Annotated in this window: 28 protein-coding genes; 11 read left to right on the top strand and 17 right to left on the bottom strand. The window is 71.0% G+C overall.

The features are described from left to right. Positions 1–39: 39 nt before the first annotated feature. Together ASF28_RS19030 and ASF28_RS19025 are read left to right on the top strand one after the other, a co-directional pair. Entirely contained in the window at positions 40–252 is a 213-nt protein-coding gene (locus ASF28_RS19030) for a DUF3126 family protein (protein WP_056096383.1), read from the top strand. Positions 253–390: 138 nt separating this feature from the next. Beyond that, the gene (locus ASF28_RS19025) at positions 391–720 is read left to right on the top strand and encodes a DUF6949 family protein (RefSeq protein ID WP_056096379.1); all 330 of its coding nucleotides are present in this window, start codon (positions 391–393) and stop codon (positions 718–720) included. Positions 721–723: 3 nt separating this feature from the next. Here the strand turns inward: ASF28_RS19025 and ASF28_RS19020 are convergent, their stop codons facing one another. The 4 genes from ASF28_RS19020 to ASF28_RS19005 form a co-directional block, all read right to left on the bottom strand. Next, the gene (locus ASF28_RS19020) at positions 724–1,410 is read right to left on the bottom strand and encodes a transglutaminase-like cysteine peptidase (protein WP_056096376.1); all 687 of its coding nucleotides are present in this window, start codon (positions 1,408–1,410) and stop codon (positions 724–726) included. Positions 1,411–1,552: 142 nt separating this feature from the next. Then, the gene (locus tag ASF28_RS19015) at positions 1,553–2,200 is read right to left on the bottom strand and encodes a transglutaminase-like cysteine peptidase (protein WP_056096373.1); all 648 of its coding nucleotides are present in this window, start codon (positions 2,198–2,200) and stop codon (positions 1,553–1,555) included. A 218-nt stretch (positions 2,201–2,418) separates the two neighbouring features. Next, positions 2,419–3,045, bottom strand: a complete 627-nt coding sequence (locus ASF28_RS19010) for a PilZ domain-containing protein (protein WP_056096371.1) — start codon at positions 3,043–3,045, stop codon at positions 2,419–2,421. A 324-nt stretch (positions 3,046–3,369) separates the two neighbouring features. Continuing rightward, the gene (locus ASF28_RS19005) at positions 3,370–3,990 is read right to left on the bottom strand and encodes a PAS domain-containing protein (protein ID WP_056096368.1); all 621 of its coding nucleotides are present in this window, start codon (positions 3,988–3,990) and stop codon (positions 3,370–3,372) included. A 296-nt stretch (positions 3,991–4,286) separates the two neighbouring features. Between ASF28_RS19005 and ASF28_RS19000 the strand changes: the two genes are divergently transcribed. Both ASF28_RS19000 and ASF28_RS18995 read left to right on the top strand, forming a co-directional pair. After that, a complete protein-coding gene (locus tag ASF28_RS19000) occupies positions 4,287–5,102 on the top strand; it encodes a rhomboid family intramembrane serine protease (RefSeq protein WP_056096365.1) in 816 nt (271 codons plus the stop codon). Between the two features lie 185 nt (positions 5,103–5,287). After that, positions 5,288–5,719: a CBS domain-containing protein gene (locus ASF28_RS18995; protein WP_056096362.1), complete on the top strand. Its 432-nt coding sequence runs from the start codon at positions 5,288–5,290 to the stop codon at positions 5,717–5,719. 12 nt (positions 5,720–5,731) lie between these two features. Here the strand turns inward: ASF28_RS18995 and ASF28_RS18990 are convergent, their stop codons facing one another. The 3 genes from ASF28_RS18990 to folE are packed head-to-tail and all read right to left on the bottom strand — an operon-like array spanning position 5,732 to position 8,024. After that, positions 5,732–6,721: a patatin-like phospholipase family protein gene (locus tag ASF28_RS18990; protein ID WP_056096359.1), complete on the bottom strand. Its 990-nt coding sequence runs from the start codon at positions 6,719–6,721 to the stop codon at positions 5,732–5,734. Further along, positions 6,718–7,161 carry a phosphoribosyl-AMP cyclohydrolase gene (gene hisI, locus ASF28_RS18985; RefSeq protein ID WP_056096356.1) on the bottom strand — a complete coding sequence of 148 codons (444 nt, stop codon included), beginning with the start codon at positions 7,159–7,161 and terminating at the stop codon, positions 6,718–6,720. The genes ASF28_RS18990 and hisI overlap by 4 nt, the downstream gene beginning before the upstream one ends. An 8-nt stretch (positions 7,162–7,169) precedes the next feature. Beyond that, on the bottom strand, positions 7,170–8,024 hold the full coding sequence (folE, locus tag ASF28_RS18980; RefSeq protein WP_056096353.1) for a GTP cyclohydrolase I FolE: 855 nt from the start codon (positions 8,022–8,024) through the stop codon (positions 7,170–7,172). A gap of 242 nt (positions 8,025–8,266) precedes the next feature. On the opposite strand from folE, the gene ASF28_RS18975 reads away from it, so the two are divergent. Together ASF28_RS18975 and yidD are read left to right on the top strand one after the other, a co-directional pair. Further along, positions 8,267–8,725 carry an iron-sulfur cluster assembly scaffold protein gene (locus ASF28_RS18975; RefSeq protein ID WP_056096350.1) on the top strand — a complete coding sequence of 153 codons (459 nt, stop codon included), beginning with the start codon at positions 8,267–8,269 and terminating at the stop codon, positions 8,723–8,725. Beyond that, entirely contained in the window at positions 8,722–9,054 is a 333-nt protein-coding gene (gene yidD / locus ASF28_RS22020) for a membrane protein insertion efficiency factor YidD (RefSeq protein WP_082476672.1), read from the top strand. Before ASF28_RS18975 ends, yidD begins: the two co-directional genes overlap by 4 nt. Positions 9,055–9,121: 67 nt before the next feature. Here the strand turns inward: yidD and ASF28_RS18970 are convergent, their stop codons facing one another. Then, positions 9,122–10,363: a GGDEF domain-containing protein gene (locus ASF28_RS18970; RefSeq protein WP_162240013.1), complete on the bottom strand. Its 1,242-nt coding sequence runs from the start codon at positions 10,361–10,363 to the stop codon at positions 9,122–9,124. A 289-nt stretch (positions 10,364–10,652) separates the two neighbouring features. Then, on the bottom strand, positions 10,653–12,020 hold the full coding sequence (locus ASF28_RS18965) for a 2-hydroxycarboxylate transporter family protein (protein ID WP_056096344.1): 1,368 nt from the start codon (positions 12,018–12,020) through the stop codon (positions 10,653–10,655). A 359-nt stretch (positions 12,021–12,379) separates the two neighbouring features. Between ASF28_RS18965 and thrS the strand changes: the two genes are divergently transcribed. From thrS to ASF28_RS23465, 3 genes are all read left to right on the top strand, one after another. Continuing rightward, on the top strand, positions 12,380–14,392 hold the full coding sequence (gene thrS / locus ASF28_RS18960) for a threonine--tRNA ligase (RefSeq protein WP_056096341.1): 2,013 nt from the start codon (positions 12,380–12,382) through the stop codon (positions 14,390–14,392). 87 nt (positions 14,393–14,479) lie between these two features. Further along, a complete protein-coding gene (locus ASF28_RS22675) occupies positions 14,480–14,707 on the top strand; it encodes a hypothetical protein (RefSeq protein WP_157085651.1) in 228 nt (75 codons plus the stop codon). Beyond that, a complete protein-coding gene (locus tag ASF28_RS23465) occupies positions 14,704–15,309 on the top strand; it encodes a hypothetical protein (RefSeq protein WP_056096340.1) in 606 nt (201 codons plus the stop codon). The genes ASF28_RS22675 and ASF28_RS23465 overlap by 4 nt, the downstream gene beginning before the upstream one ends. Before the next feature lie 139 nt (positions 15,310–15,448). On the opposite strand, the gene ASF28_RS18950 is transcribed toward ASF28_RS23465, so the two are convergent. Next, the gene (locus ASF28_RS18950) at positions 15,449–15,835 is read right to left on the bottom strand and encodes a hypothetical protein (RefSeq protein WP_056096336.1); all 387 of its coding nucleotides are present in this window, start codon (positions 15,833–15,835) and stop codon (positions 15,449–15,451) included. A 26-nt stretch (positions 15,836–15,861) separates the two neighbouring features. Further along, positions 15,862–16,770 carry a hypothetical protein gene (locus ASF28_RS18945; protein WP_082476664.1) on the bottom strand — a complete coding sequence of 303 codons (909 nt, stop codon included), beginning with the start codon at positions 16,768–16,770 and terminating at the stop codon, positions 15,862–15,864. Positions 16,771–16,964: 194 nt separating this feature from the next. Between ASF28_RS18945 and ASF28_RS18940 the strand changes: the two genes are divergently transcribed. Both ASF28_RS18940 and ASF28_RS18935 read left to right on the top strand, forming a co-directional pair. Then, a complete protein-coding gene (locus tag ASF28_RS18940; protein WP_056096333.1) occupies positions 16,965–17,528 on the top strand; it encodes a nitroreductase family protein in 564 nt (187 codons plus the stop codon). A 4-nt stretch (positions 17,529–17,532) separates the two neighbouring features. Further along, positions 17,533–18,144, top strand: a complete 612-nt coding sequence (locus ASF28_RS18935; protein WP_056096332.1) for a flavin reductase family protein — start codon at positions 17,533–17,535, stop codon at positions 18,142–18,144. Between the two features lie 7 nt (positions 18,145–18,151). On the opposite strand, the gene ASF28_RS18930 is transcribed toward ASF28_RS18935, so the two are convergent. The 6 genes from ASF28_RS18930 to ASF28_RS18905 are packed head-to-tail and all read right to left on the bottom strand — an operon-like array spanning position 18,152 to position 22,527. Continuing rightward, positions 18,152–18,793, bottom strand: coding sequence for a response regulator transcription factor (locus ASF28_RS18930; RefSeq protein ID WP_056096329.1), 642 nt, complete (start codon positions 18,791–18,793; stop codon positions 18,152–18,154). Further along, positions 18,790–19,353, bottom strand: a complete 564-nt coding sequence (locus ASF28_RS18925) for a hypothetical protein (RefSeq protein WP_056096477.1) — start codon at positions 19,351–19,353, stop codon at positions 18,790–18,792. Before ASF28_RS18925 ends, ASF28_RS18930 begins: the two co-directional genes overlap by 4 nt. Before the next feature lie 41 nt (positions 19,354–19,394). Then, entirely contained in the window at positions 19,395–20,327 is a 933-nt protein-coding gene (locus ASF28_RS18920) for a Vgb family protein (RefSeq protein WP_056096474.1), read from the bottom strand. Continuing rightward, entirely contained in the window at positions 20,327–20,890 is a 564-nt protein-coding gene (locus ASF28_RS18915; protein ID WP_056096327.1) for an SRPBCC family protein, read from the bottom strand. Before ASF28_RS18915 ends, ASF28_RS18920 begins: the two co-directional genes overlap by 1 nt. Before the next feature lie 5 nt (positions 20,891–20,895). Then, entirely contained in the window at positions 20,896–21,888 is a 993-nt protein-coding gene (locus ASF28_RS18910) for a vWA domain-containing protein (protein ID WP_056096325.1), read from the bottom strand. Between the two features lie 24 nt (positions 21,889–21,912). Beyond that, positions 21,913–22,527 carry a hypothetical protein gene (locus tag ASF28_RS18905; protein WP_056096322.1) on the bottom strand — a complete coding sequence of 205 codons (615 nt, stop codon included), beginning with the start codon at positions 22,525–22,527 and terminating at the stop codon, positions 21,913–21,915. Positions 22,528–22,696: the final 169 nt, after the last annotated feature.

The raw sequence follows: 22,696 nt of genomic DNA, 5'->3' as shown, positions 1-22,696 counted from the left end.
CGCGGGCCGATCCGATCCCGAACGCGAGAGGCGATCAGCGTGACCAAGACCGACATCACCAAGGTACAGGACTTCCTTCGCCGGACCTTCGCCAACGCCAACATCCGCCTCGTCCCCCGCCCGAAGAAGGACGATTCGGCCGAGGTCTATATCGGCGAGGAGTTCCTGGGCGTGGTCTCCGTGGACGACGAGGACGGCGACCGCTCGTTCAACTTCGCCATGGCGATCCTCGACATCGACCTCGAGGACTGAACCGCGCGAAACGGAACGACACGCACCGGCCGATGGCCTGTGCGCGGATTTAACCGTAAGGCTAAGAAAGTCTTAACGTTTCGTAAACGGCAGGGCAGAGTGGGCGCCACGGTTTCTCAACGGTGGAGCGTTCGCGTGATGACCCTCAGCCCCTCGGCCCTCGACTCGATCCAGACCCTGTGCATCGGCCTCGCCCTGTCGGGCCTGCTGGCGAGCGCGTTCGAGCTGTTCACCGAGCGGCGGGCGAGCTTCAGCCTGCTCGAGGGCGGCGGCGTCACTGCCGTGGCGGCCCTGCCCATGCTGGCCTTCGGCGCGCCCTTCATCATCCTGCGCAACACCGTCCGGGGCCGGCGCCTTGAGCGCCGGCCGATCCCGTTCGTGATGATCGCCACGATGATCGCCTGCGGCTGGAGCCTAATGTCGGGCCGCGTCGCCCTCGATCTGGCCCATCTCATCGCGGGCGTGTGACGCTCACCGGTTGGCCGTCGCCACCGGCGAGGCGCCGCCGTTGAGGGTGACCCAGGCGAGGCCGTCCTGGCCCTCGCGCTTGATGAAGGTGTAGCCCGTGCGCGGGCCGGACAGAATCGCGTTGGTCTTGTTGTCGAGGATGAGGTCGCCCCGGTCGGTCCGCACCATGAGGACGGCGTGACCCTCGCCGATGTCGTCGATGACCACGGTCATCCGCAGGGCGCGCCGGGGCAGGCCGCGCTCCACCAGCATCCGCCGCTTGAGCAGCTGGAAATCCTCGCAATCGCCCGCACCGTCATCGGGAAAGTCCCAGCGGTCGACGACGCCCCAATGGGCCATGTCGGTGATCGGGCGGATGCGCTCGTTGACCCGGCGGTTGACGCTGTCCAGGGTCGCCCGGATCGCCGGCGTCAGGGTGATGCGGGCGGGCTCCCGGGCGTCGACGGCGCATTCCCGCGGGTAGCGTGCGCAGAAGTCGTTCCAGGCCGCCACCGGACGGGCATTCGCCCCCTCGCCGATGGCGGGCGCGTCGGGCAGGGCCGCCACGGGCCGCGCCTCGATGCCGGCGCCGCCGAGCAGCAGGATCGCCCCGACGAGGGAGAGCCGCGCCGCGCGGCACAGGCGCTTGCGAAGGGTGTCCGCGCCGCCCGTCGCCGGTCCACCGAGGCTGTGCAGAATCGCGTGCCGCATCCGGGTCGCCCTGCCGTCCATTGCCGAGACGGCAAAGTTGGCACGGCTGAGCCCGGCGCTCAATCGTTAAGTTAAACCCCCGTTAACCGTTGGGGCCGCGGCGGGTTCCATCCCGGACGGCGATGCGGGTCAGCCCGCGGGGTCAGCGGTTGGCCGTGGTGGTGGGCGAGGTGACGCCGCCCAGGGAGACCCAGGCCACCGCGTCGGTGCCCTCGCGCTTGATGAAGACGTAGCCCGTGCGGTGCCAGGGCAGGACGGCGCCGGTCTTGTTGTCGAGGATGAAGTCGCCGCGGTCGGTGATGAGGGTCAGGACCGCGTGGCCCTCGCCCTTCTCGTCGATGACCACGGTCATCCGCATGGCCCGGCGCGGCAGGCCGGCCTCGGCCAGGAGCTTGCGCTTGAGGAGCTGGAAATCCTCGCAGTCGCCCGCGCCGTCCTCGGCCAGATCCCAGCGGTCCGGCGTGCCCCAATGGTCGAGGTCGGTCACGGGGCGGATCGCGGCGTTGATCCGGCGGTTCACCGTCGTGATGGTGGTCCAGGCCGCCGGGGTCAGGGTGATGCGGGCGGGCTCGTTCGCGTCGAGGGCGCATTCGGCGGCGTAGCGCTCGCAGAAGGCGACCCAGGCGGCGATGGGCCGGGCGGCCCCGACGGGCGCGGCGAGGGTCGCGGGGGCGGGCAGGGCGGCGAGGAGCGTCGGGGCGGCCTGGGCGTGGGACGCGGTCGTGCCGAGGGCCGTCGCGGCCAGCGCCAGGGCCCCCACGACCAGGCCCCCCAGAGCCGTCGACCTCATTCCGCGCATCGCAACCCCCGCCATCAACAGGGTCAGGATGCGGCGGCGGGCCCTCCGCCGCGCTGAAGCCGATCCGCGCAATTTTATCGAATCGGCCCGGCCCGCCGGCTCTCGCGCGACAGGCCCAACCCGCCGCTTCCGCACTCGTTAGCAGTTGCGCGGCGGGATTCACGAAGCGGAAACCATGGTACCGGCCCGGGACGGGGGCCGGCGGGGATTCAGAGCTGAAGGCCCTCGTGAAAACGGTCCGGCGAGATCGGCAGCAGGAAGGTCACGCCGACGCCCCCCTCGAAGTGGCGCACCACGCGGCCGGGGGTCCGCCCGACGACGACGCTGCTGCCGAGCGCCGGGGCGATGCTGGCGCTGAGGGCGACGCCGGACATGGAGACGTCGATGATCCGGGCCGGAATCTCGCGCCCCGTCTCCAGGCGCAGGGTCACGGTGGGCGTCACGGGCTTGAGGCGCTCGTGGGTGCGGCCCTCGGGCAGGCCGAGGCTCTCGCGATTGGCGAGCCAGGTCAATTGGGACGCGATCTTCTCGCGCTTGCGCGGGGTCGCGCTGAGGCGCACGGCGAAGCCCTCGGGCATCAGGCGGGCGATGATGCCTTCCAGACGGCCGATCTCCTCCAGATACAGCACCACGCGCTCGTCGAGCAGGCCCGGCTCCGCACAGGTCAGACGGACGCCCCCCGGCGACATGTCCACGGTCTGGCACGGGAATTCCCGGCGATCCGACAGCATGTACCGGCCGAGCAGGGCCACCTTCACCCGCTGATGACGACGCAGGTCGGAGGCCCGGATGCCGCGCGTCGGTTTCACTTCGGGGCGAACGAGGGCCTCAATCATGATGGAGCAAGGTCTCGGTTTCGTAACGGTAACGGACCCTAGGCGGTGCTTGGTTACGAAACTCTTCCGTGACGCCATCAGCATCACGCCCTGCGTGTATGACCGCGCCGATGGGTCCCGGCCCGAAAACACCTGCGCCTCGGCGGCTCTCATCGCTCGGCGGCCGCGAAATCGGACGGGGCGGGGTCGCGACGACTTGCCCGCAAGGAACCCGCCATCGGCACCCGGTCACGGGGATGTGACCGGGTCCGCCGTCGCCTCGGGCGAGATCAGGGATTTTCGCGACGACCCTGCCCGGAGCCCCGAAGGCGTCCGGCTCCGGTCTCACCCCCGCCCGCCGGGATGGACGAGGAGATGCCCGCGGCGGAAGGGCAGGGTGTCGTTGGCGGGGGTCGGCAGGTTGCGCAGGGCATCGGCCGCCGCGTCGTCGCGGTCGCCGAACCCGGACCGCGGCACCGTCCCGAGCACCCGCAGGGCGGTGGTGCGCAGCTGCGTGACCGGCCGCAGGCCGAGCCAGTGCGGCACGTGATGCGGGCTGAGGGCGCCGAGGATGCGCGTCTGGGTCTGGCCGCGATGGCGCAGGGGCAGGAGGATGAGTTCGAGGTCGATGGTCTCGCCGCGCACCGTGGTCCCCGTCAGGCCGGCCACGACCCCGAGGGTGTCCACCGCCACGGTCTCGACGAGGCGCCAGGGGTCGGCGTCGGGCGCGCCCCACAGGTCCGCGAAGGCATTGCTGCGCAGCTCGCGCCCGAACAGGGCGCAGACGCGGGTCCCGGCGAGGCGGATCGCGGCGGCGCTGCCGGGCACGTCGACCTCGAGGATCAGGCTGTCGGCCAGCAGGGTGCGGATCGCGCCGGGCTCGATCTCGTTGCGCTCGGGGGCGGCCCGCTCCCGGCGAAGACCGTCCCAGTAACTGTGGAGCAGGCGACTCGTCGGATGCTTCATGGTGTCCTGCGATGGCACGGCCCTGGGGGGCATAGACGGGGCGTGTTTCGTTTCGGGACACGACGGACCGTGCCACGAAGGAAGTCTTCACCCTGCCGCATACACTATGCCGCCTCCGCGCGGATCGCCCGCTTAACTATCGTTTAAGGTTAATATCTTTAAGGTTAACGCCCCGTGCGGTACGCAGCGCGGTAAGTTTTGACGGCGCGGGGCTCGCAAGTTTCGCGTGCGCGGGACTCGCAAGTTTCGCGTGCGCGGGGCTTGCCGCCCCCGCGAAAGCCCGGACAAGGTGGCGCATGGATGCCATGCCCGACCTGCCGCCCCAGAACCGCGTTCCGATGTTCAACATGCCGGGGGTGGTCACCGTCTCCATCGCCGTGCTGCTGGCGATCCACGCCCTACGGGAATTCGTGCTGCCCGATGCCTGGGACATCTGGGCGCTCATCCACCTCGCCCTGATCCCGGGGCGCTGGAGCGTCGCCGTCGACCCGTCGCGGATCGAGGATCTCCTGAAGGCGGCGGCCGGCGCGGCGGGCGACCCGGAGGTGGTGGAGGCGCGCCAGGCCTTCGCCCGCTACATCGCCGCCGAGCCTTCGGCCAGCCCCTGGACCTTCGCGACCTACGCCCTCCTGCACGGCTCGTGGACGCACGTGATCTTCAACAGCGTCTGGCTCGCCGCCTTCGGCTCGCCCGTGGCCCGCCGCTACGGCGTCCTGCGCTACGGCCTCGTCGCCCTCGCCGGCGCCGTGGCCGGCGGCGTGCTGCACGTCGTCCTCGATCCCCTGAGCACGGCCCCCCTCATCGGCGCCTCGGCGGGCGTCTCGGCCCTGATGGCCGCCGCCGCCCGCTTCGTGTTCCAGCCGCCCCCGGCCTACGCGGCGGCCCAGCCGTGGCAATTGCCGCCGCGCCAGCGCCTGCAGACGATTCCCGAGCTCCTGCGCAACCGCACGGCGGTGATGTTCCTCGGCATCTGGCTCGTCACCAACTTCCTGTTCGGCATCATCGCCCTGCCGCTGGGGGCCGAGGCGACGGCCGTCGCCTGGGATGCCCATCTCGGCGGCTTCCTCGTCGGGTTCTTCATGCTGCCCCTCGTCGATCGCCATCGGGGCTGAAACCCGCGCGCCGACAGGGTTTTACCGGGCGGGCCCGCTTGCCAGAACGGGACGCGGGCCACACAATCGCCACAGAGCGTCACGGCGTCCACGGGGGCCGTAACGCGAAAAACCGCGAGCCGGGGCGAACCCGGCCGCAAGGGGCCGCCTGAATCAGGGCTGTGTGAACCAGGAAGGAAACACCCATGACCGTCGCCCGCATCCTCGCCGAGAAAGGCCGCTCCGTCGTGACGGTGGAGCCGCAGCGGACCCTCGACGAGGCGATCCACCTGCTCGCCGAGAAGCGCATCGGCGCCGTCGTCGTCAGCGATGCCGAGGGGGCGGTTCTCGGCATCCTGTCCGAGCGCGACATCATGCGGGCGCTGGCCCGCCAGGGGGCCGGGGCGCTGGACGCCCTCGTCTCCGAACACATGACCGCCACCGTCGTCACCTGCGCCCGCGACACCACCGTCGAGGACGTGATGCACCTCATGACCGACGGCCGCTTCCGCCACGTCCCCGTGCTGGAGGACGGGCGCCTCGCCGGGCTCATCTCCATCGGCGACGTGGTCAAGCGCCGGATCGCGGCCGTGGAGGCCGAGCATCAGGCCATGCGCGACTACATCACCATGGCGTGAGCCGGACCGCGATCAGACCCGGGCGGCCGCCGACGCGAGGGTCGCGCGGATGGCCGGCAGGGCGATCCGGGCCGCCTCGCGGCCGAGGGCGATCCCCTCGGCCGCCCGGTGGAACTCGAACAGGCCCATGCCGGCGAGGTGCGGCGAGATGGTCACGTCGGGCGGATCGCCGGCGAGGCGCGCCCGCGAGATCTTGTCCTGGGTGATGTTGAAGGCATCGAGCATCACCCGGGCCATGCCGGGGCTCGGCATCTCCGGTAACGGCCGCCGCCGCGGCCCCAGGAGGTGCCAGGGCCGGCGGCGCCGCCGGATCGGCTCCGGCGGCGCCTCGGCGGCGCGATCGACGGGGTCGAGGATCACGGGCGCGCAGGCCGCGCGCGGATCGCCGTTGAGGTTGATGCAGATCACCACGTCCGCCCCGAGGGCGCGGGCGAGGCTGACGGGAACCGGATTGACCAGGGTCCCGTCCATGAGGAGGCGGTCGCCGAGGCGCACGGGCGGGAACACGCCCGGCAGGGCATAGGACGCCCGCAGGGCCTCGACGAGGTTGCCCCGGGTGAGCCAGACCTCCTGGCCGGTGCCGAGGCAGGTGGCGACGCTGGCGAAGCGGACGGCCAGGTGCTCGACGCGGCGGTCGGCGAGGTCCCGCTCCAGGCGCTGGCGCAGGCGCGCCCCCGCGATGAGGCCGGAGCCGAGGCGCAGGTCGAGGAGGCCGACGACGCGGCGCTTGGTCAGGGACAGGGCGAAGGCCTTGAGCAGGCCGAGCTGGCCCGCCGCGTAGCAACCGCCGACGACGGCGCCGATGGAGCAGCCCGTGACCACGCCCGGGTGGATGCCGGCTTCCTCCAGCACCTCGATGGCGCCGATATGCGACCAGCCCCGGGCCGATCCGCCGCCGAGCGCGAGGCCGATGCGGGGACCGCGCGGGGCCGGGTCCGCGACGGGCTCGACGGCGCCCGCGCCGATGCGCCCGGCATCGGACGCCGGCCCGTCCCAGGTCATGCGGAGTGGTTCACCCGTGACGCGATCGCCTGCAGGCGCACCGGCGCGGCCGTTCCGCCGCCGGGCCCGAGTTCGACGCGGCGGTAGAAGCAGTCGCGCCGGCCCGTATGGCAGCAGCCGCCGTCGCCGCCGACCTCCACGCGGATGAGGACGGCGTCCTGGTCGCAATCGACCCGCATCTCGACGACGCGCTGGATCTGCCCGGAGGTGGCGCCCTTGTGCCAGAGTTCTTCGCGGGAGCGCGACCAGTACCAGGCCTCGCCCGTCTCCAGGGTGCGGGCGAGGGACTCGGCGTTCATGTGGGCGAGCATGAGCACCTGCCCGTCCGCGGCGTCGACGGCGATGCAGGCGATGAGGCCGTTCGCGTCGAAGCGGGGGGTGAGGACGGCCCCCTCCTCGACCTCGGCCTTCGTGCCAGGTGCAGCGAAGGGAAGGGTCATCGGCCGGCTCAGGGCTTGTTGCGCACGAGGGTCAGGAAGCGGACCTGCTCGTTGGGGTCGTTGCGGAACGCGCCGCGGAACTGGGTCGTGATGGTCGAGACCCCGGCCTTCTGCACACCGCGCATGGCCATGCAGAGGTGCTCGGCCTCCACCATCACGGCGATGCCGCGGGGCTTGAGGATGCTCTCGATCACGTCGGCGATCTGCGCCGTCATGGTCTCCTGGGTCTGCAGGCGGCGGGCGAAGGTATCGACCACGCGGGCGAGCTTCGACAGGCCGACCACGCCCTTGGTCGGATAGTAGGCGATGTGGGCGAGCCCCATGAACGGCACCATGTGGTGCTCGCAGTGGGAGTAGAACGGGATGTCGCGCACGAGGACGATGTCGGAATAGCCTTCGACCTCCTCGAACACCCGTTCGAGGAGCTTGTCGGCATCCTGCTCGTAGCCGCCGAAGAGCTGGCCGTAGGCCTTGGCCACCCGGGCGGGGGTGTCGCGCAGGCCCTCGCGGTTCGGATCGTCCCCGGCCCAGCGCAGGAGGGTGCGCACGGCGGCCTCGGCCTCCTCGCGGCTCGGGCGGCCGGCGGCGATGGCCTCGGGCGTACGCTTGGCGGACGACGGCAAGGGGGCGATTTCGGGGGCGATTTCCCCGGCCGGCACCGGCGCGTTGTCGTTGCGCATGCCGTTCAGGGACGGGGGTGTCGCCGCGCCGTTCGGGCGCGCCACGTCTGGCGTCTTGGGGGTCATCCGCGAATCCTCCGTCTCGGTCAGGCGGTAGGACAGGGACTTGAGCGCGGCATCCATGGCATCTTCCGCCCGAGCGATCCGGGTCGTCATCGTGTTGCTGTCGGGCTTGGCGTACATCGTCGAACCACTGGCCGTCTGAGGCATCGGCCGGCGGGGACGCCCTGGCCGCAGGCGCGACCCCGGCCGTGGGCGCGGCCCGGATCGACGATCCGCCTCCTCGCGAAACGGTGCGTTGGCGCCTATATCGTCGTTATCGCGCCGCCGCGCAATGCGGGCGGCGCGGATCAGACAACCGGGACCGGAAGCCGGCTTCGCACGAGCCAGCTCCCCCCGTGGATCCTGCCGAGAGGACGCCGCCCATGCTCGACGACATCTACAACCGTCGCATCCTCGAACTCGCCGCCGACATTCCCCGCCTCGGGCGCCTGCCCGCCCCCGACGCCAGCGCCACCGCCCACTCGAAGCTGTGCGGCTCCACCGTCACGGTGGACCTCTGCGTCGCCGACGGGGTCGTCACGGATTTCGCCCACGCGGTGAAGGCCTGCGCCCTGGGCCAGGCCTCATCCTCCCTCATGGCCCGCCACGTCGTCGGCGCCACGGCCGACGATCTGCGGGCGGTCCGCGAGGCCGTGCGAACCATGCTGAAGCAGAACGGCCCGGCGCCGGAGGGCGTCTGGGCGGATCTCGCCGTGCTGGAGCCCGTGCGCGACTACAAGGCGCGCCACGCCTCGACGCTCCTGACCTTCGACGCCGTGGTCGATGCCCTCGATCAGATCGCGGCCCGATCGCCGGTTTCCCAGCCACAGGCCGCCGCCTGACCGCGGTCCGGCGCGCCGCCCACGTCGCGATCCGCGCCTACCAGCTCACCCTGTCGGGCGTAATCGGCCGCCAGTGCCGGCACTGGCCGTCCTGCTCGACCTACACGGACGAGGCCATCGGCCGCCACGGTCCCTGGGCCGGCGGCTGGATCGGGTTTTCGCGGATCTGCCGCTGCGGGCCCCTGGGGACGCACGGCATCGACCTCGTACCGGAGGCGCTCCCGCCCCGCGCCCGGTGGTTCACGCCGTGGCGCTACGGCCGCTGGCGCGGCGTGAACGCCCCGGCCTCGCCGTTCGCCTGCGCGGCGACGGAGGACGCCGAGGCCTGAGACCGGAACCGGTTCGTCGATGCCCCCGATCCCCTCGGCGGACTCGTCGGCGGACGCATCGGCGGATTCACGCGACCTGCAGGGTCGTCGCGAAATCGGCATGCCCGATCTGAACCCGGTTTCGCCCCTTCTGCTTGGCCTTGTACAGGGCCGCGTCCGCAATCGAGATCAGGGTCGCGTGCGGCAGACCGGCCTCCGGCACCATCGCGGCGTACCCGATGCTCACGGTGACGCCGACCCCGTCGGGGGGACCGCCCGGGAGGGGGATGACCGCCGCCTCGACGGCACTTCGAACACGCTCGGCGATCCGATCCACCTGTTCGGCCTCCGCACCGGCCAGGAGCACCGCGAACTCCTCCCCGCCATAGCGGAACGTGCTCCCGGTCGAGCCGCGTATCGTATTGCTGACGGTGCCGGCCACGGCCCGCAGGCACTCGTCGCCCCTGAGGTGCCCGTAGGTGTCGTTGAGGCGCTTGAAGTGATCGATGTCGATCATCAGCAGGGCGATGGGCGACGCGGAGCCGGCGCCGTCGCGCCACAACCCTTCCAGGCGGGCGTCGAACGACCGCCGGTTTCCGACGCCCGTCAGCCCATCGGTGTCGGACAGGCTGAGCAGCCTCTGGTTGCGGGCGCGCAGGCGCTCGGACCACAGGGTGTCGCGCAGGGTCAGCAGGTAGAAGCGCCGCTCGCTGACCTCGTTCCGGAAAGCCGCGACCAGCAGGTAGCCCGCCATGGAGACGTTGAGCATGACCGCGAAGAGACCGCCGCCGAGATCGAAGCCGGGGTGAAGCGCGACGGCGGCGGCCGTGAGGATCGTCGCGCCCGCGGCGACGATGCCCGCGTGGACGACCGGGAGCGGCAGGGCGATGCTGGCGTAGAGCATGACCATCGGGATCGCGAACGCGATCATCACGGCGTTCTGAGCGCGCGAGGCCAGCATCAGACCCAGCATCGTGCAGAGCATCGGAAACAGGAAGATCGTGCTCGCGACGACCGTCGGCACCCTCCGCCGATGCATCGCCCACACCAGCAGGAGCAGCGACGGTGTCAGGACCGCGAAATCGATGACGATCGTCAGGACGAGGACGTCGGGAATGATCAGGGCATTCACGAAGACGAACAGGTCGAACACGGCCATCCCCGAGAGATGGCAGAGGATGTAATGCCGCGTGCGGGCCGGCTCGATCGCGCTTTGATACCGGGACTCGACCACCGGGCCGAAGGCGATCTTCGACCAGGGCCGCGCAAGCTCAGCCTCGACCTGCCTCAACAGCGCCCCGCGTTGAACGGGTCCATCTTCGACTGTCATGGATGCAGAATCTCTATACTTCGAGATACGCCATGACCACATCGACGGCCGATCGATCTGCAGCCTTACGAATCCGCAAGATCAGGCCATCGCTCTTCGCACAGGACCAATTTGATCGACAATGATTTAACAAGCTCTTATCGCGCCTGAATGCAACCGCCTTAAATGGTAATATTCTTACGCCATTGACTGACAAACCAGCAAAATGACAATGGCGAGCCGTTATTTTACTTGACAGAAAGCCCGGGCGTCCCGTTCACCCGGCGCGAAACGCGGCGCCCGTCGGCACTCAGAGCGGCACGGCGGTCAGCCACCGCATCACCACCAGCGTCCCCGTGACCGTGAGCGCGCCGCCGATCCGCGTCGCGATCTGGGCGAACGGCATCAGCGACATCCGATTGGCCGCCGTCAGGATGGCGACGTCGCCGGTGCCGCCCTGGCCGCTGTGGCAGGCGTTCACGATGGCGGTCTCGATGGGGTACAGGCCGAGCCGGCGCCCCACCCAGAAGCCCACGGCCATGAGGGTCACCACGGTGGCCACGATGGTGATGAGGTTCGGAATCGTGAACGCGGCGACGAGCTTGTCCCACGGGGTCAGCGACACGCCCACCGCGAAGAGCAGCGGATAGGTCATGCCGATCTGTACGAACTTGTAGGCGACGAAGCCGCCAGCCTGGAGGCGCGGCGACACGGCGCTGGCGAGCTTGGCCATCACGGCGAGGAACAGCATCGCCACGGGGGCGGGCAGGCCGGTGAGGTGGTGCATCATCACGCCGAGGAGGTAGAGCGTCACCGCCGTCAGCGCCGCCGCGCCCACGGTGGCGGCGTCGACGGGGATGTCCTCCACCTTGACCGCCGCGACGTCGTTGTCCCGGTCGGGCTGGAGCCGGCCCTCGCCGGTGAGGTGGGGCAGGCGCTTGCCCACCGCGTTGAGGGTGCCGGCGAGGATGATCGCCGTGAGGCTGCCGAGCATCACCGGCGGCAGCACCTGGGCGAACACGTCGCCCTGGCCCTGGCCCAGGATCGCGGCGTAGCCGATGGAGAGCGGGATCGCGCCTTCGCCGACGCCGCCGGCCATGATCGGCACCACGACGAAGAAGAAGGTGTTGTAGGCGCCCAGACCCAGCACGGTGCCGACGAGGGTGCCGACGAGCCCCGCCGCCACGGAGCCCGCGGCCAGGGGCACGAAGATCTTCAGGAAGCCCCTGATCAGCACCGCGCGGTCCATGCCCAGGATGCTGCCGACGATGATGGTGGCGATGTAGAGGTAGAGGAAATTGGTGAATTTGGTGAAGTCCACGATGGCCCTGACGATCTGCGGCGGGATCAGATCGTAGAAGACCAGGGCCGAGGGGATGAAGGTCGCGAAGATCGCCCCCGCGCCGATGCTGCGCAGGACCGGCAGGCGCTTGCCGATCTCGGCGCAGGTGAAGCCGCCGAGGACCAGCACGGCGATCATCGTCGGCGCATCCGGCTTGATCTCGCCCTCCTGGGTCAGGATCGCCAGCAGGACCACCAGGATCGCGTAGACCGGCAGCGGGATGATGCCGATCTTGATGTCGACCATCCGCCACCAGCCCTGCGGCCAGAATCTTTTCGCGGGCGCCCCGACCGCGCCGGGGGTCTCCGCCGGGGCGGCGGCGAGGGGATTCGACATGGGTGCTCTCCCGTGAGCCCGTCGCCCCACGGGGCCGGCTCGCCTGATCGGACCGCGTGGGGGCATCTGTGCGGGCTGATGCCCGCCCGGGCCCGGATGCGAACGATGGGCTGTTCCGGGCGGCGGGTTGTCAACCGCGGCGCGTGTCAACCGCACCGGATCGTAGCTGAACGCAGGTCACGCCGCCGCGCGCCGGACCGGAGGTTCCCGGCGAACCTTCACCGCGCGCCTTCCACCGCAAGCGGATTCCTTCCGTCCGCGAAACGGTCTAAACGGCCGGGCGCGGCGCGTGTCGCGCCCGATCCCACCCGGCTTACCTGCTGCGTTCGCAGGAGTGAGCCACCGCGAGAGTGATCCCGATGCCCATCCTGACCTTCCCCGACGGCAACACCCGCAGTTTCGAGGGCGCCGTCACCGGCCGCGCCGTCGTCGAGGGCATCGCCAAGTCGCTCGCCAAGCGCACCGTCGCCATGGCGCTGGACGGCCGGGTCCGCGACCTCTCCGACCTCATCGAGGCGGACGCCCGAATCGAGTTCCTCGACCGCGCCGACCCGCGCAGCCTGGAGCTGATCCGGCACGATTGCGCCCACGTCCTGGCCGAAGCCGTCCAGGCCCTGTGGCCGGAGACGCAGGTCACCATCGGCCCCGTCATCGAGAACGGCTTCTACTACGATTTTGCCCGCGACCAGCCGTTCACGCCCGACGACTTCCCCGCCATCGAGGCCAAGATGCGCGAGATTCTTTCGCGCGATGCCCCGTTCACCAAGGAAGTCTGGACACGCGAGGATGTGCGCAAGCTCTTCGAGGAGAAAGGCGAGGCCTACAAGGTCGAGCTCGTCGACGCGATCCCGCCCGGCGAGGACCTGAACATCTACCGCCAGGGCGACTGGTTCGACCTGTGCCGCGGCCCGCACATGACCTCGACGGGCAAGGTCGGCACCGCGTTCAAGCTCATGAAGGTGGCCGGTGCCTACTGGCGGGGTGATTCCAACAATCCGATGCTGACCCGCATCTACGGCACCGCCTGGGCCACGAAAGAGGATCTCGACGCCTACCTCCACCGCCTGGAGGAGGCCGAGCGCCGCGACCACCGGCGCCTGGGCCGCGAGATGGACCTGTTCCACTTCCAGGAGGAGGGGCCGGGCGTGGTGTTCTGGCACGCCAAGGGCTGGACCGTGTTCCAGGAGCTCATCGCCTACATGCGCCGGCGCCTGAAGGGCGACTACCAGGAGGTCAACGCGCCCCAGATCCTCGACAAGGCCCTGTGGGAGACCTCCGGCCACTGGGAGTGGTACCGGGACAACATGTTCGTGACGAAGACCGAGGACGAGCGCGTCTTCGCCATCAAGCCGATGAACTGTCCCGGCCACGTGCTCATCTTCAAGCACGGCCTCAAATCCTACCGCGACCTTCCCCTGCGCATGGCCGAGTTCGGCGCGGTCTCGCGCTACGAGCCGTCGGGCGCGCTCCACGGCCTCATGCGGGTGCGCGCCTTCACCCAGGACGACGCCCACGTGTTCTGCACCGAGGACCAGCTCGCCGCCGAGTGCCTCAAGATCAACGACCTGATCCTCTCGACCTACGCCGATTTCGGCTTCGGCGACATCGTGGTGAAGCTCTCGACGCGGCCCGAGAAGCGGGTCGGCTCGGACGCGTTGTGGGACCACGCCGAGGAGGTGATGACCCGCGTGCTGGCGCAGATCGAGGAGCAGTCGGGCGGCCGGATCAGGACGGCGATCAACCCGGGCGAGGGCGCGTTCTACGGGCCGAAATTCGAGTACGTGCTCCGCGACGCCATCGGCCGCGACTGGCAGTGCGGCACCACCCAGGTGGACTTCAACCTGCCCGAGCGCTTCGGCGCCTTCTACGTCGATGCCGACAGCGGGAAGAAGCCGCCGGTCATGGTCCACCGCGCCATCTGCGGCTCGCTGGAGCGTTTCACCGGCATCCTCATCGAGCATTTCGCTGGGCATTTCCCGCTCTGGCTCGCGCCGGTGCAGGTCGTCGTGGCGACCATCACGGGCGACGCCGACCCGTATGCCCGCGAGGTGGTGGCCGCCGCCGACCGCCTCGGCCTGCGGGTGGGAGCCGATCTGAGGAACGAAAAGATCAACTACAAGGTCCGCGAGCACTCCCTGGCCAAGGTCCCGGTGATGCTGGTGGTCGGCCGCAAGGAGGGCGAGGAGCGCACGGTCTCGGTCCGGCGGCTCGGCAGCCAGCACACCCGCACGGGCGGCCTCGACGAGACCCTGGCCGCCCTGGTGGCCGAGGCGACCTCCCCCGACCGCATCCGCGCCGACAGCATCGCCGCGAGCGTGCCGAGCGCGGAGGTCAGCCTCGACGGACAGCACGACGCGGCGCCGACGCCCTGACGGACTGCGCCCCCTTTCGATCCACCGATCGAAAGGGGCTTTCGGGAGCCCGTTGCACCTCCGCCGCGTTTCTCCCTATGATTGAGGATGAGTGGCGCGCTGCCATGCGCGATCGACTTCGGAGGTGCCGGGATCATGACGGATGAAAAGCGTCGCGCGGCCATCAAGGCTCTGATCGTCAAGCGTACCGCCGCAAACATGGCAAGTCCCGCTGCCGCGCGGGCGGCCCTCATCGAAGAGGGAATCTATACGAAGGACGGTGAGCTTCGCGCGACTTTCGGCGGTCCGGACGAGAAGGCAACACGCGCCGCTTGAGCCGTCTCGCGACCTCCTTCGTCCTGGGTTACCACGGATGCGACGAAGCCATCGGGCTCGAGGCAATCCGTGGCGATACCGCACTCATTCAGAGCGACAAAGATTACGACTGGCTCGGCCCAGGGGCGTATTTCTGGGAGTCCGATCCGAAACGCGCCTGGGAATGGGCCGAAGCGAAGTTCGCGACCTCAACGACGGCAAAACCCTTCGTCGTGGGTGCGGTCATCGACCTGAGACATTGCCTCGATCTGACCAATCGCGAGGATCTTGGAATCGTTCGGTTGGCTTACGATTCATTCGTGGCAACACAGACGATGGCGGGCCTACCGCTCCCGGAAAACCGGAACGTCAAGGGCGACCCGAATTCCGATCGTCTGTTACGGTTCCTGGACCGAGCTGTGATCAAACACCTTCACAGCATGATCGACAGTGCCGGGGAGGGGGTCCCTGAACTGGAACCCTACGATACCGTGAGGGGGATGTTCACGGAGGGCGGTGAGCTCTACCCCGGCGCGGGGTACATGCAGCGAAGCCACACGCAGATCGCCGTCCGCAACACGCGATGTATCCTCGGCCTGTTTCTGCCGCTCCCCATTCGATAGGCCCTCAGCACTTCAGAGCTTCCCCAACGCCACCGCCACGCGGGCGGCACCGTCCTGCGGCGTGCCCGCATCCGTGTGCAGGGGGATGTCCGGCTCGGCGGGCGCCTCGTAGGCGGACTCGCTGCCGATAAGTTCGGGATCAGGCCGCGCAGTTGGCGGCAAACAGCGCCAGCGCCCGCTGCATCGCCGCGTAGTGCGCCGGGCCGGTCGGGTTGCGCAGCTCCGCCCCGTCCGGGACGATGGCGGCGAAGCCCGCCCCCAGGTCGGCGACGAAGCCGCGCGGCCCGACGTGCTGGCCCATCCGGTTGGTCGTGTCCACCTCGCCGCACACGGCCCCGGCCCGGCCCGGGCGGAGGCGGCCGTAGCGGGCGGCGTCGGGCGCCTTCAGGCTTTGGCCGAGGAGCGCGACGGCGGCCTGCGCGGTCTCCGGCGGGAGGGCGGATTCACCGACGATGCCCTGTGCGTGCACGGCCGGGCTCGCCAGCGTCGCGGCGAGGGCGACGAGACTCCATCGGTGACGCGTCATGGGGCGATCTCGGTTCCGCGAAAAAATCAGGACGCCTTGGCGACCACCTCGATGTCCCGGTCCATCCCGCTCTCGACCTTGAACTCGCGGGTGTAGACCTGCCCGTCGTGGCGGGCGATGAGGACGTAGTCGCCCTCCGCCAGGATCACCTGCGGGAACGCGCCGATGGCCTCGCGGATGGTGTCGCCGCCCGGCGTCAGCACGCTGAAGGCGGTGCCGGCGAAGGCCTCGGCCCCGGCGGCGGCGACGAGCTTCAGGGTCACGGTGGCGGCGTGGTGGCTCAGGGTCGCGTCGGTGACCTTGCCGTTCTCGACCTTGAGGTCGGCGCGCTGGATGGCGTTCGATTCCCCGTAGGTCGAGACCACGTGATAGGTGCCCTCGGGCAGGCGCAGCAGCTCGCCGGCCTTGACGCCGCTGCGCACCAGGCGCCCCTCCGAGTTGGTGCCGATGGGCACGAACACCGCGAAGGCCACCTGGGCGGGCACGATCTTCGTATCGCCGATGGCGCCCGAGAGCTTGAGCGCCCCGGCATTGACCTTGAGCCCGTCGGAGACCGGGACCCCCGCCATGGCGAGGCGCTTCGAGGCGCTGGCGAAACCGTAGGTCACCGTGGCGATGTAGGCGCCGGGCGCCAGGGTGAAGCTCGGCTCGGCCGCCTCCGAGCGCGCGACGATGTTGGGCTTCACGCCGTCGGTGCGGTCCTCGTAGATGCGCCAGGCCAGCCCGGAGCGCAGGGGCCTGTCGCTGCCGGCGAACACCGCCTTGAGGCTCAGGGTCGCATCGGCCTGGGGGACGGGCGGGGGCAGGTCGGGCCCGGTGACGGACGGGGTCGGGAGATTGGGCCCGATCCGGTTGTGGAAGCCGCCCTCCTGGGCGCGGCCGGGCGCCGCCAGCAGGGCCGTCAGTGCGGCGCCGAACATCAGGCCCCTTGTCATGCGACCGCTCCCTTCGCGCGCCGGCCCGTCCGGCGATTCGCGCCGCGTGCTCTGGAACCGGACCGTGGCGACGGCATGACCGGCGTGATTGCGCCTGATCCATGCTAAGGCATCGGCCCGAAAAGGGGGACCCGGTTTTCGGACGAGGCCGTGACTCCAGCGATACGCCGCGATCCTAGTCCAAAAAGGTCTCGATGAACGCCACCCTCGATCTCCTGCGCACCCGCCGCTCCGTGCCCCCCATGCGCCTCGACGGCCCCGGCCCGACGCCGGCCGAACTCGACACGCTCCTGACCCTGGCCGCCCGGGTGCCGGACCACGGCAAGCTCGCGCCCTGGCGCTTCCTCGTCATCGCGGGCGAGGCGCGGGCGCGGGTCGGCGGCATCATCGCCGGGGCCTACGCCGCCGACCACCCGGAGGCGGATGACGCGCGCCTCGACCTCGAGCGCGCCCGCCTCGCCCACGCCCCCGTGGTGGTGGCGGTGGTCTCCCGCGCCGGTCCGCACATCAAGATCCCCGAATGGGAGCAGGTGCTGTCGGCGGGCGCCGTGTGCATGAACCTCGTGGTCGCGGCCAACGCGGCGGGCTACGCCACGTCCTGGCTCACGGAATGGTTCGCCTACGACCGCCGCATCCTCGACGCCCTCGGCCTCACGCCGAACGAGAAGATCGCCGGCTTCATCCACATGGGTCACCCGCAGGAGGTCCCGGGCGACCGGCCCCGGCCGGACCTCGCCCACATCGTCACGCGGATCTGACGCCATGCATTACGATTCCGAGACCCGGGGCCTGCCGCACAACCCCCTGAAGGCCCTCATCGCGCCGCGCCCCATCGGCTGGATCAGCGCCATGAACCGGGCGGGACAGCTGAACCTGGCGCCGTACTCCTACTTCAACGCCGTGGCGGCGGACCCCGACATGGTGATGTTCTCGTCCTCGGGCCGGAAGGACGCCATGACCTTCGCGGAGGAGGGCGGCGAGTTCGTCTGCAACATCGCCACCTTCGATCTGCGCGAGGCGATGAATGCGACGTCGGCGCCGCTGCCGCGCGGGCAGAGCGAGTTCGCGGTGGCCGGTCTCACGCCGGTGCCCTCGCGCAAGGTGCGGCCGCCGCGGGTGGGCGAATCGCCCGCCGCCATCGAGTGCAAGTGGGTGCAGACCGTGCCCCTGACGCCCCTCGACGGCCGGGACGCGACCAGCTTCCTGGTGATCGGGCAGGTGGTCTCGATCTACATCGACGACGCCTACATCAAGGACGGCCTCGTCGAGACGGCGGCCATGCGGCCGATCCTGCGCGGCGGCTATTTCGACTATTTCACCGCCGAGCCCGAGACGCGCTTCTCCCTCAAGCGCCCGAGCGGCGCCGGGCAGTAGCCCGGGCTCACCGCGCCGGGCCGCCCTCGCCCTGCGAGACGGCAACGTGGATGAGTTCGGCGAGCGTCCGCACCCCGAGCTTGTGCCGCAGGCTGGCGCAGGCGCCGATCACCGTGCGGTAGCTCACCGCCAGGGCGTCGGCGATGGCCTGGTAGGATTGGCCGCGGCCGAGCAGGGACAGGATCTGGAGTTCGCGGGCCGTGAGGTCGGCGAGGGGCGCCGGCCGTCCGGCGAGGCCGAGCACGGCGACGCGGGTGGCCAACGCGTGGTCGAGATAGCTCCGCCCCGCCCGCACCGTCTCGAACGCCTCGTGGAACCGCGCCGCCGGGACGTCCTTCAGCACGTAGCCCGTGGCCCCGCTCTCCAGGGCGCGCGCGACGATGATCGGGTCGTCGTGCATGCTGAAGGCGAGGATGCGGGTGTCGCGCGCCAGGGCGCGGATCTGCCGGATCAGGGACAGGCCCGACAGGGCGCCCGTGCGGAAGGTGAGGTCGGCCACGACCATGGCGGGGCGCAGGCGGTGGAACAGGCGGTAGCCGCCGGCGATGTCGGTGGCCTCGTGGACGGTCTCGACCCCGGCATCCTCCATGATGCGGCGGAAGCCCCGCAGGATCACCGGGTGGTCGTCCACGATGAGGACGCTCGTCATCGCGCATCCCCGGGGGAGGGGCCGGGCGCGGGCGTCTGGTCCCCGCTCCCCTGCGCGGCGTAGCGCTCGGTGAGGCGGGCCAGGGCGGTGGCCCGGTCGGCCCCCTGCCGGCGGGTGTTGTAGTATTGCTGGCACATCTCGCCGAAGAGCTGCTTGCGGGTGGTCACCGCCGCCACGGCCTCCAGCCCGTCGAGCAGATCGGCATAGGGCTCGGGCGTGCCGGCCTCGGCCAGCATCTGCCCGAGCTGCACCGTGCGGTTGGCCACCATGCGCGGGTCCTCGATGAACGCGTCCTTGGCGCGGGCGAGGCTGTGGCGCAGGTGGTCGGCCTGGGACCCGACCTCCGGCGCCGGCCGGCCGAGCTCCCGGCTGGCGAGCCAGCGGGCCGGCTCCATGGGGTCCGTGGGCGACAGCCAGGGCGGGATGTCGGCGTCGGATTTCGTCGCCACCACCGTCTGGTCCTCGGGCGCGCGCGCCGCCTCGGCGGGCTCCTCGGGCCTGTCGCAGGCGGCGAGCCCGGCCGCGAGGGCGAGGGCGAGGAGCGGTCGCGTCGGCGTCATGCGCGTCGGCGTCATGCGCGTCGGTGTCATGGGCGTCGGCGTCATGGGGCCTCCCGCATCAGGACGGCGAGGCCGCGCGGCCCCTCGCCCACGGGAAGCCGCGCCGTCTCCGCGAGGGTGGTGAGATCGATCACCGAGACGGAATCCGAGAACCAGTTCGCCACGTAGGCCCTGTCGCCCGCGACCGCCACGCCCTCGGGATAGCGGCCGACGGGGATCGTCGCGACGGGCTTCAGGGCGGCGTCGAGCACCACGAGGGTGCCGCCCTGCTGGTTGGTGACGAGGATGCGCGCGCCGTCGCCGCTCACCGCGACGCCGTACGGCATGCCGCCGAGGATCGCGCGACCCGCGGGTTTCAGGGTGGCGGTGTCGATGGCGTGGAGGTCGCCGCTGCGGACGCATGCGACGTAGAGCAGGTCCTGCGCCGGGTTCAACGCCAGGGCGAACGGTCCCTCGCCGACGGGCACGGTGCTGATCCGGGTCATGGTCGCGGTGTCGACCACGCTGACCTGACGGCTCTCGCGGTCGGCGACGTAGAGGCGGCCCCGGCCGTCGAGGGCGAGGGCCGCCGGATCGCGCCCGACGCCGACGTGGCCTTCCACCGCGCCCGTGGCGGTGGACAGGCGCACCACGCGGCCGCCCGCCCAGTCGCCGACGAACAGGCTGCGGCCATCCGGCGCCACGGCGACGCCGAAGGGCTGGCCGGCGAAGGGGAACCGGGCCAGGACCGCCCCGGTCCGGCCGTCCACCACCGACACCGCATGGGTGTCCGAATGGGTGAGGTAGAGCCGCCCGTCCGGCCCCGCCGCCACCTGGGCCGGGCCCTTGCCCACGGCAATCGCGGCGCCGGGCGGCGCCACCGACGTCAGGCTGCCGCCCTCCTGGCTCACCACGTAGACGGTGTTCGCGACGACGGGGCCGGCACCAGCACCGGCTAGAAGGGCCGCCAGGGCGAGACGGGCGAGTCCTCGGATCACTTGGCCTTGCCGCCCTCGACCTTGGCCTTCAGCCCCTTGAGGCCGTTGGCGAAATAGGCGTTCATCGCCGCCTTGCCGGCGGCGTCGCTCAGCTCCTCGGGCGGCTCGTTGCCGGTGTCGCCCCGGTAGAACCGGCCGAGCCACTCGACCTTCGAGCCGGCGCCGTCGGGCGTCACCGTGACGGTGGCCGAGTAGGACGAGACCGGCAGGGCCTTCAGGTCGGCGTCCGACAGGCGGTACGAGTAGGTGAAGGTCTTGTCGTTCATCTCGTCGAGGCCCTCGTCGAGGGTGCCGCCGTTCTTGAGGGTGACCTTGCGCCGGCCGCCGGCGGCGTTGCCGTCGACGGCTTCGCTCTTGGCCACATCCGGGTGCCAGGTGTCGATGGCCGCGAAGGTGCCGACCACCTTCCACACCGCCTCGGGCTTGGCCGCGATGGTGACGGACTGGTCGACCTTCTGCGGCGTCGGGCCGTGGGCCAGGACGGGGGTGACCGAGACGACGGTGACCGGGACGGCGGCGGCGAACAGGGCGAGGAGCACGGTCGGGGCGAGGAGACGCATACGGATCAGGCCTTCTTCAGGGTGAGGGCGCGCGGAAGGGACAGGGCGCGCAACGTGGGAAGCAGGAACACGGCGAGGACGAGCGCCAGGGCGGCCCCGCCGAGGAAGGGGCGCAGGTCGAGGCGGCCGGGCAGGGGGCGCGGGGTCGCGGCCGCCAGGAGCGGGACGCTGAGGCCGCCGGGGCCGTCGAGGTGGACGTAGGCGAGGCCGGTCTCGCCCGCGAGGGTCTTGAGGTAGGGCTCGCGCACGGAGGAGAGGTGCTCGGCGCCCGTGGCGGCGGCCCCGCCGAAGGGGGCGTTGCGCGGGTTGTAGCCCTCGCGGCTCTCGGCATCGGCCGGGGGCGGGCCGAAGCGGTTCTCCTGCTGGACGTCGCCCGCGCCGTAGAAGCCGATCTCGCGGCCCCGGTCGTTGTAGCGCGGGATCGGCGACAGGGCGTAGGCGCCGGCGCCCACGATGAGGCCGCGCACGGCGCCCGGCTTGCCTTCGAAGGCCGGACCGCCGGCGCTGGGGAGCGGCGGCGCCTCCTGCCCGTCCGTGAGGAAGATCAGGTCGGTGTCGAGGCTGGCCGCCATCTCCACGGCGCGGAACAGGCCGGCGGAGATGCGGCTGTCGCCCTCCCAGGCCATGCGCCAGTCCAGGGCCGCCAGCGCCCCGTCGAGGGGCGCGAAATCGGCGCAGACCTCGATGGGCGTGAACAGGAGAAACGGCCGGCGCTCGGTGAACAGGCCGAGCGCCATCCGCGAGCCGCAGGGCAGGGCGGCGATGAGCTCGCGCAGGGCGCCGCGCGCCGTGTCGAGGCGGCTCGCCGGCCTGCCGTCGGCGCTCGCGTAGTCGCGCACGTTCATGCTGCCGGTGATGTCGACCACGGCGAGCACCGAGACGCCGGTCCGGGTGAGCGGCACGGCCGGCAGCACGAGGGCGAGGGCGGCGAGGACCATCGCCCCGGCGAGCGCCTGGAACCGGCCGTCGCGCAGGTTGCGGACGAGATGCGCCTTCATGGTGCGCCCCTCATGACACCCCCCTCATGGTGCCCCCCTGGGGAGGCCGGGGACCTCCGTCCAGATCTGCTTCGGCTCCGCCTTCAGCTCGTCGCCGGTCTTGCGGTCGAATTCGGGGAAATCGCGCAGGAGCCGCGAGGCGACGTCGAGGTTGAACTTGGCGTCCCAGAGGTCGGGCGCGTTCTGCAGGGCGCGGCGGTAATCCTGGCGCGCCAGGGTGATGAGGGGCCCGGCCGGGTCGAGGTCGCCGCGCTCCAGGTGCGAGAACGCCTGACGCAGGCGGGTGTTGGCCAGGGCGTAGCGGGCCCGCGCCACCCGGTCGGTGTCGCCGGCCCGCGCCAAGGCGTCGACGAGGGGTTCGATCCCCTCGGGCAGGCCGCGCCGGGCGAGGTGCTGGACCCGGGCGAGCAGCAGGGGGGCGGACGCGTCCGGCCCCACGGCCACGTCGCGCCCGGCCTGGAGCGCCGCGATGGCGGCGTTGTCCCGCTCCACCCGCCACGCCGCCGCGCCGAACCCGACGGCCGCGAGGCCGAGCAGGACCGGCAGGACGAGGAGCAGGTGCGGCCGGGCGCGCCGCAGGGTGCTGGCGATGCGGGGACGGAGGGCGGTGCGTTCGGTGGAGAAAGCGAGTGCCGTCATCGTCCGGCCTCCGCACCGTCATGCATCCGCGAGATCGCTTTTCGGCAGGGACCAGACGCGTTGGCATGAAACGCGACGGGCCCCCTCTCCTGGAAGGAGAGGGTTGGGGTGAGGTGTGTGGATTCTCCGGAAAGGTCACACACCTCACCCTGTCCCTCTCCTTCCAGGA

It is taken from the genome of Methylobacterium sp. Leaf99, from assembly GCF_001422375.1.
Classification (GTDB): domain Bacteria; phylum Pseudomonadota; class Alphaproteobacteria; order Rhizobiales; family Beijerinckiaceae; genus Methylobacterium.
This window is presented reverse-complemented; position numbering and strand designations above follow the sequence as displayed.

Bases quoted from the DNA above. Each gene is read 5' to 3' on its own strand.
- ASF28_RS19025 (WP_056096379.1), top strand. From the start codon at position 391: ATGACCCTCAGCCCCTCGGCCCTCGACTCGATCCAGACCCTGTGCATC.
- ASF28_RS19020 (WP_056096376.1), bottom strand. From the start codon at position 1,410: ATGCGGCACGCGATTCTGCACAGCCTCGGTGGACCGGCGACGGGCGGC.
- ASF28_RS19015 (WP_056096373.1), bottom strand. From the start codon at position 2,200: ATGAGGTCGACGGCTCTGGGGGGCCTGGTCGTGGGGGCCCTGGCGCTG.
- ASF28_RS19010 (WP_056096371.1), bottom strand. From the start codon at position 3,045: ATGATTGAGGCCCTCGTTCGCCCCGAAGTGAAACCGACGCGCGGCATC.
- ASF28_RS19005 (WP_056096368.1), bottom strand. From the start codon at position 3,990: ATGAAGCATCCGACGAGTCGCCTGCTCCACAGTTACTGGGACGGTCTT.
- ASF28_RS19000 (WP_056096365.1), top strand. From the start codon at position 4,287: ATGGATGCCATGCCCGACCTGCCGCCCCAGAACCGCGTTCCGATGTTC.
- ASF28_RS18995 (WP_056096362.1), top strand. From the start codon at position 5,288: ATGACCGTCGCCCGCATCCTCGCCGAGAAAGGCCGCTCCGTCGTGACG.
- ASF28_RS18990 (WP_056096359.1), bottom strand. From the start codon at position 6,721: ATGACCTGGGACGGGCCGGCGTCCGATGCCGGGCGCATCGGCGCGGGC.
- hisI (WP_056096356.1), bottom strand. From the start codon at position 7,161: ATGACCCTTCCCTTCGCTGCACCTGGCACGAAGGCCGAGGTCGAGGAG.
- folE (WP_056096353.1), bottom strand. From the start codon at position 8,024: ATGTACGCCAAGCCCGACAGCAACACGATGACGACCCGGATCGCTCGG.
- ASF28_RS18975 (WP_056096350.1), top strand. From the start codon at position 8,267: ATGCTCGACGACATCTACAACCGTCGCATCCTCGAACTCGCCGCCGAC.
- ASF28_RS18970 (WP_162240013.1), bottom strand. From the start codon at position 10,363: ATGACAGTCGAAGATGGACCCGTTCAACGCGGGGCGCTGTTGAGGCAG.
- ASF28_RS18965 (WP_056096344.1), bottom strand. From the start codon at position 12,020: ATGTCGAATCCCCTCGCCGCCGCCCCGGCGGAGACCCCCGGCGCGGTC.
- thrS (WP_056096341.1), top strand. From the start codon at position 12,380: ATGCCCATCCTGACCTTCCCCGACGGCAACACCCGCAGTTTCGAGGGC.
- ASF28_RS22675 (WP_157085651.1), top strand. From the start codon at position 14,480: ATGAGTGGCGCGCTGCCATGCGCGATCGACTTCGGAGGTGCCGGGATC.
- ASF28_RS18950 (WP_056096336.1), bottom strand. From the start codon at position 15,835: ATGACGCGTCACCGATGGAGTCTCGTCGCCCTCGCCGCGACGCTGGCG.
- ASF28_RS18945 (WP_082476664.1), bottom strand. From the start codon at position 16,770: ATGACAAGGGGCCTGATGTTCGGCGCCGCACTGACGGCCCTGCTGGCG.
- ASF28_RS18940 (WP_056096333.1), top strand. From the start codon at position 16,965: ATGAACGCCACCCTCGATCTCCTGCGCACCCGCCGCTCCGTGCCCCCC.
- ASF28_RS18935 (WP_056096332.1), top strand. From the start codon at position 17,533: ATGCATTACGATTCCGAGACCCGGGGCCTGCCGCACAACCCCCTGAAG.
- ASF28_RS18930 (WP_056096329.1), bottom strand. From the start codon at position 18,793: ATGACGAGCGTCCTCATCGTGGACGACCACCCGGTGATCCTGCGGGGC.
- ASF28_RS18925 (WP_056096477.1), bottom strand. From the start codon at position 19,353: ATGACGCCGACGCGACCGCTCCTCGCCCTCGCCCTCGCGGCCGGGCTC.
- ASF28_RS18915 (WP_056096327.1), bottom strand. From the start codon at position 20,890: ATGCGTCTCCTCGCCCCGACCGTGCTCCTCGCCCTGTTCGCCGCCGCC.
- ASF28_RS18910 (WP_056096325.1), bottom strand. From the start codon at position 21,888: ATGAAGGCGCATCTCGTCCGCAACCTGCGCGACGGCCGGTTCCAGGCG.
- ASF28_RS18905 (WP_056096322.1), bottom strand. From the start codon at position 22,527: ATGACGGCACTCGCTTTCTCCACCGAACGCACCGCCCTCCGTCCCCGC.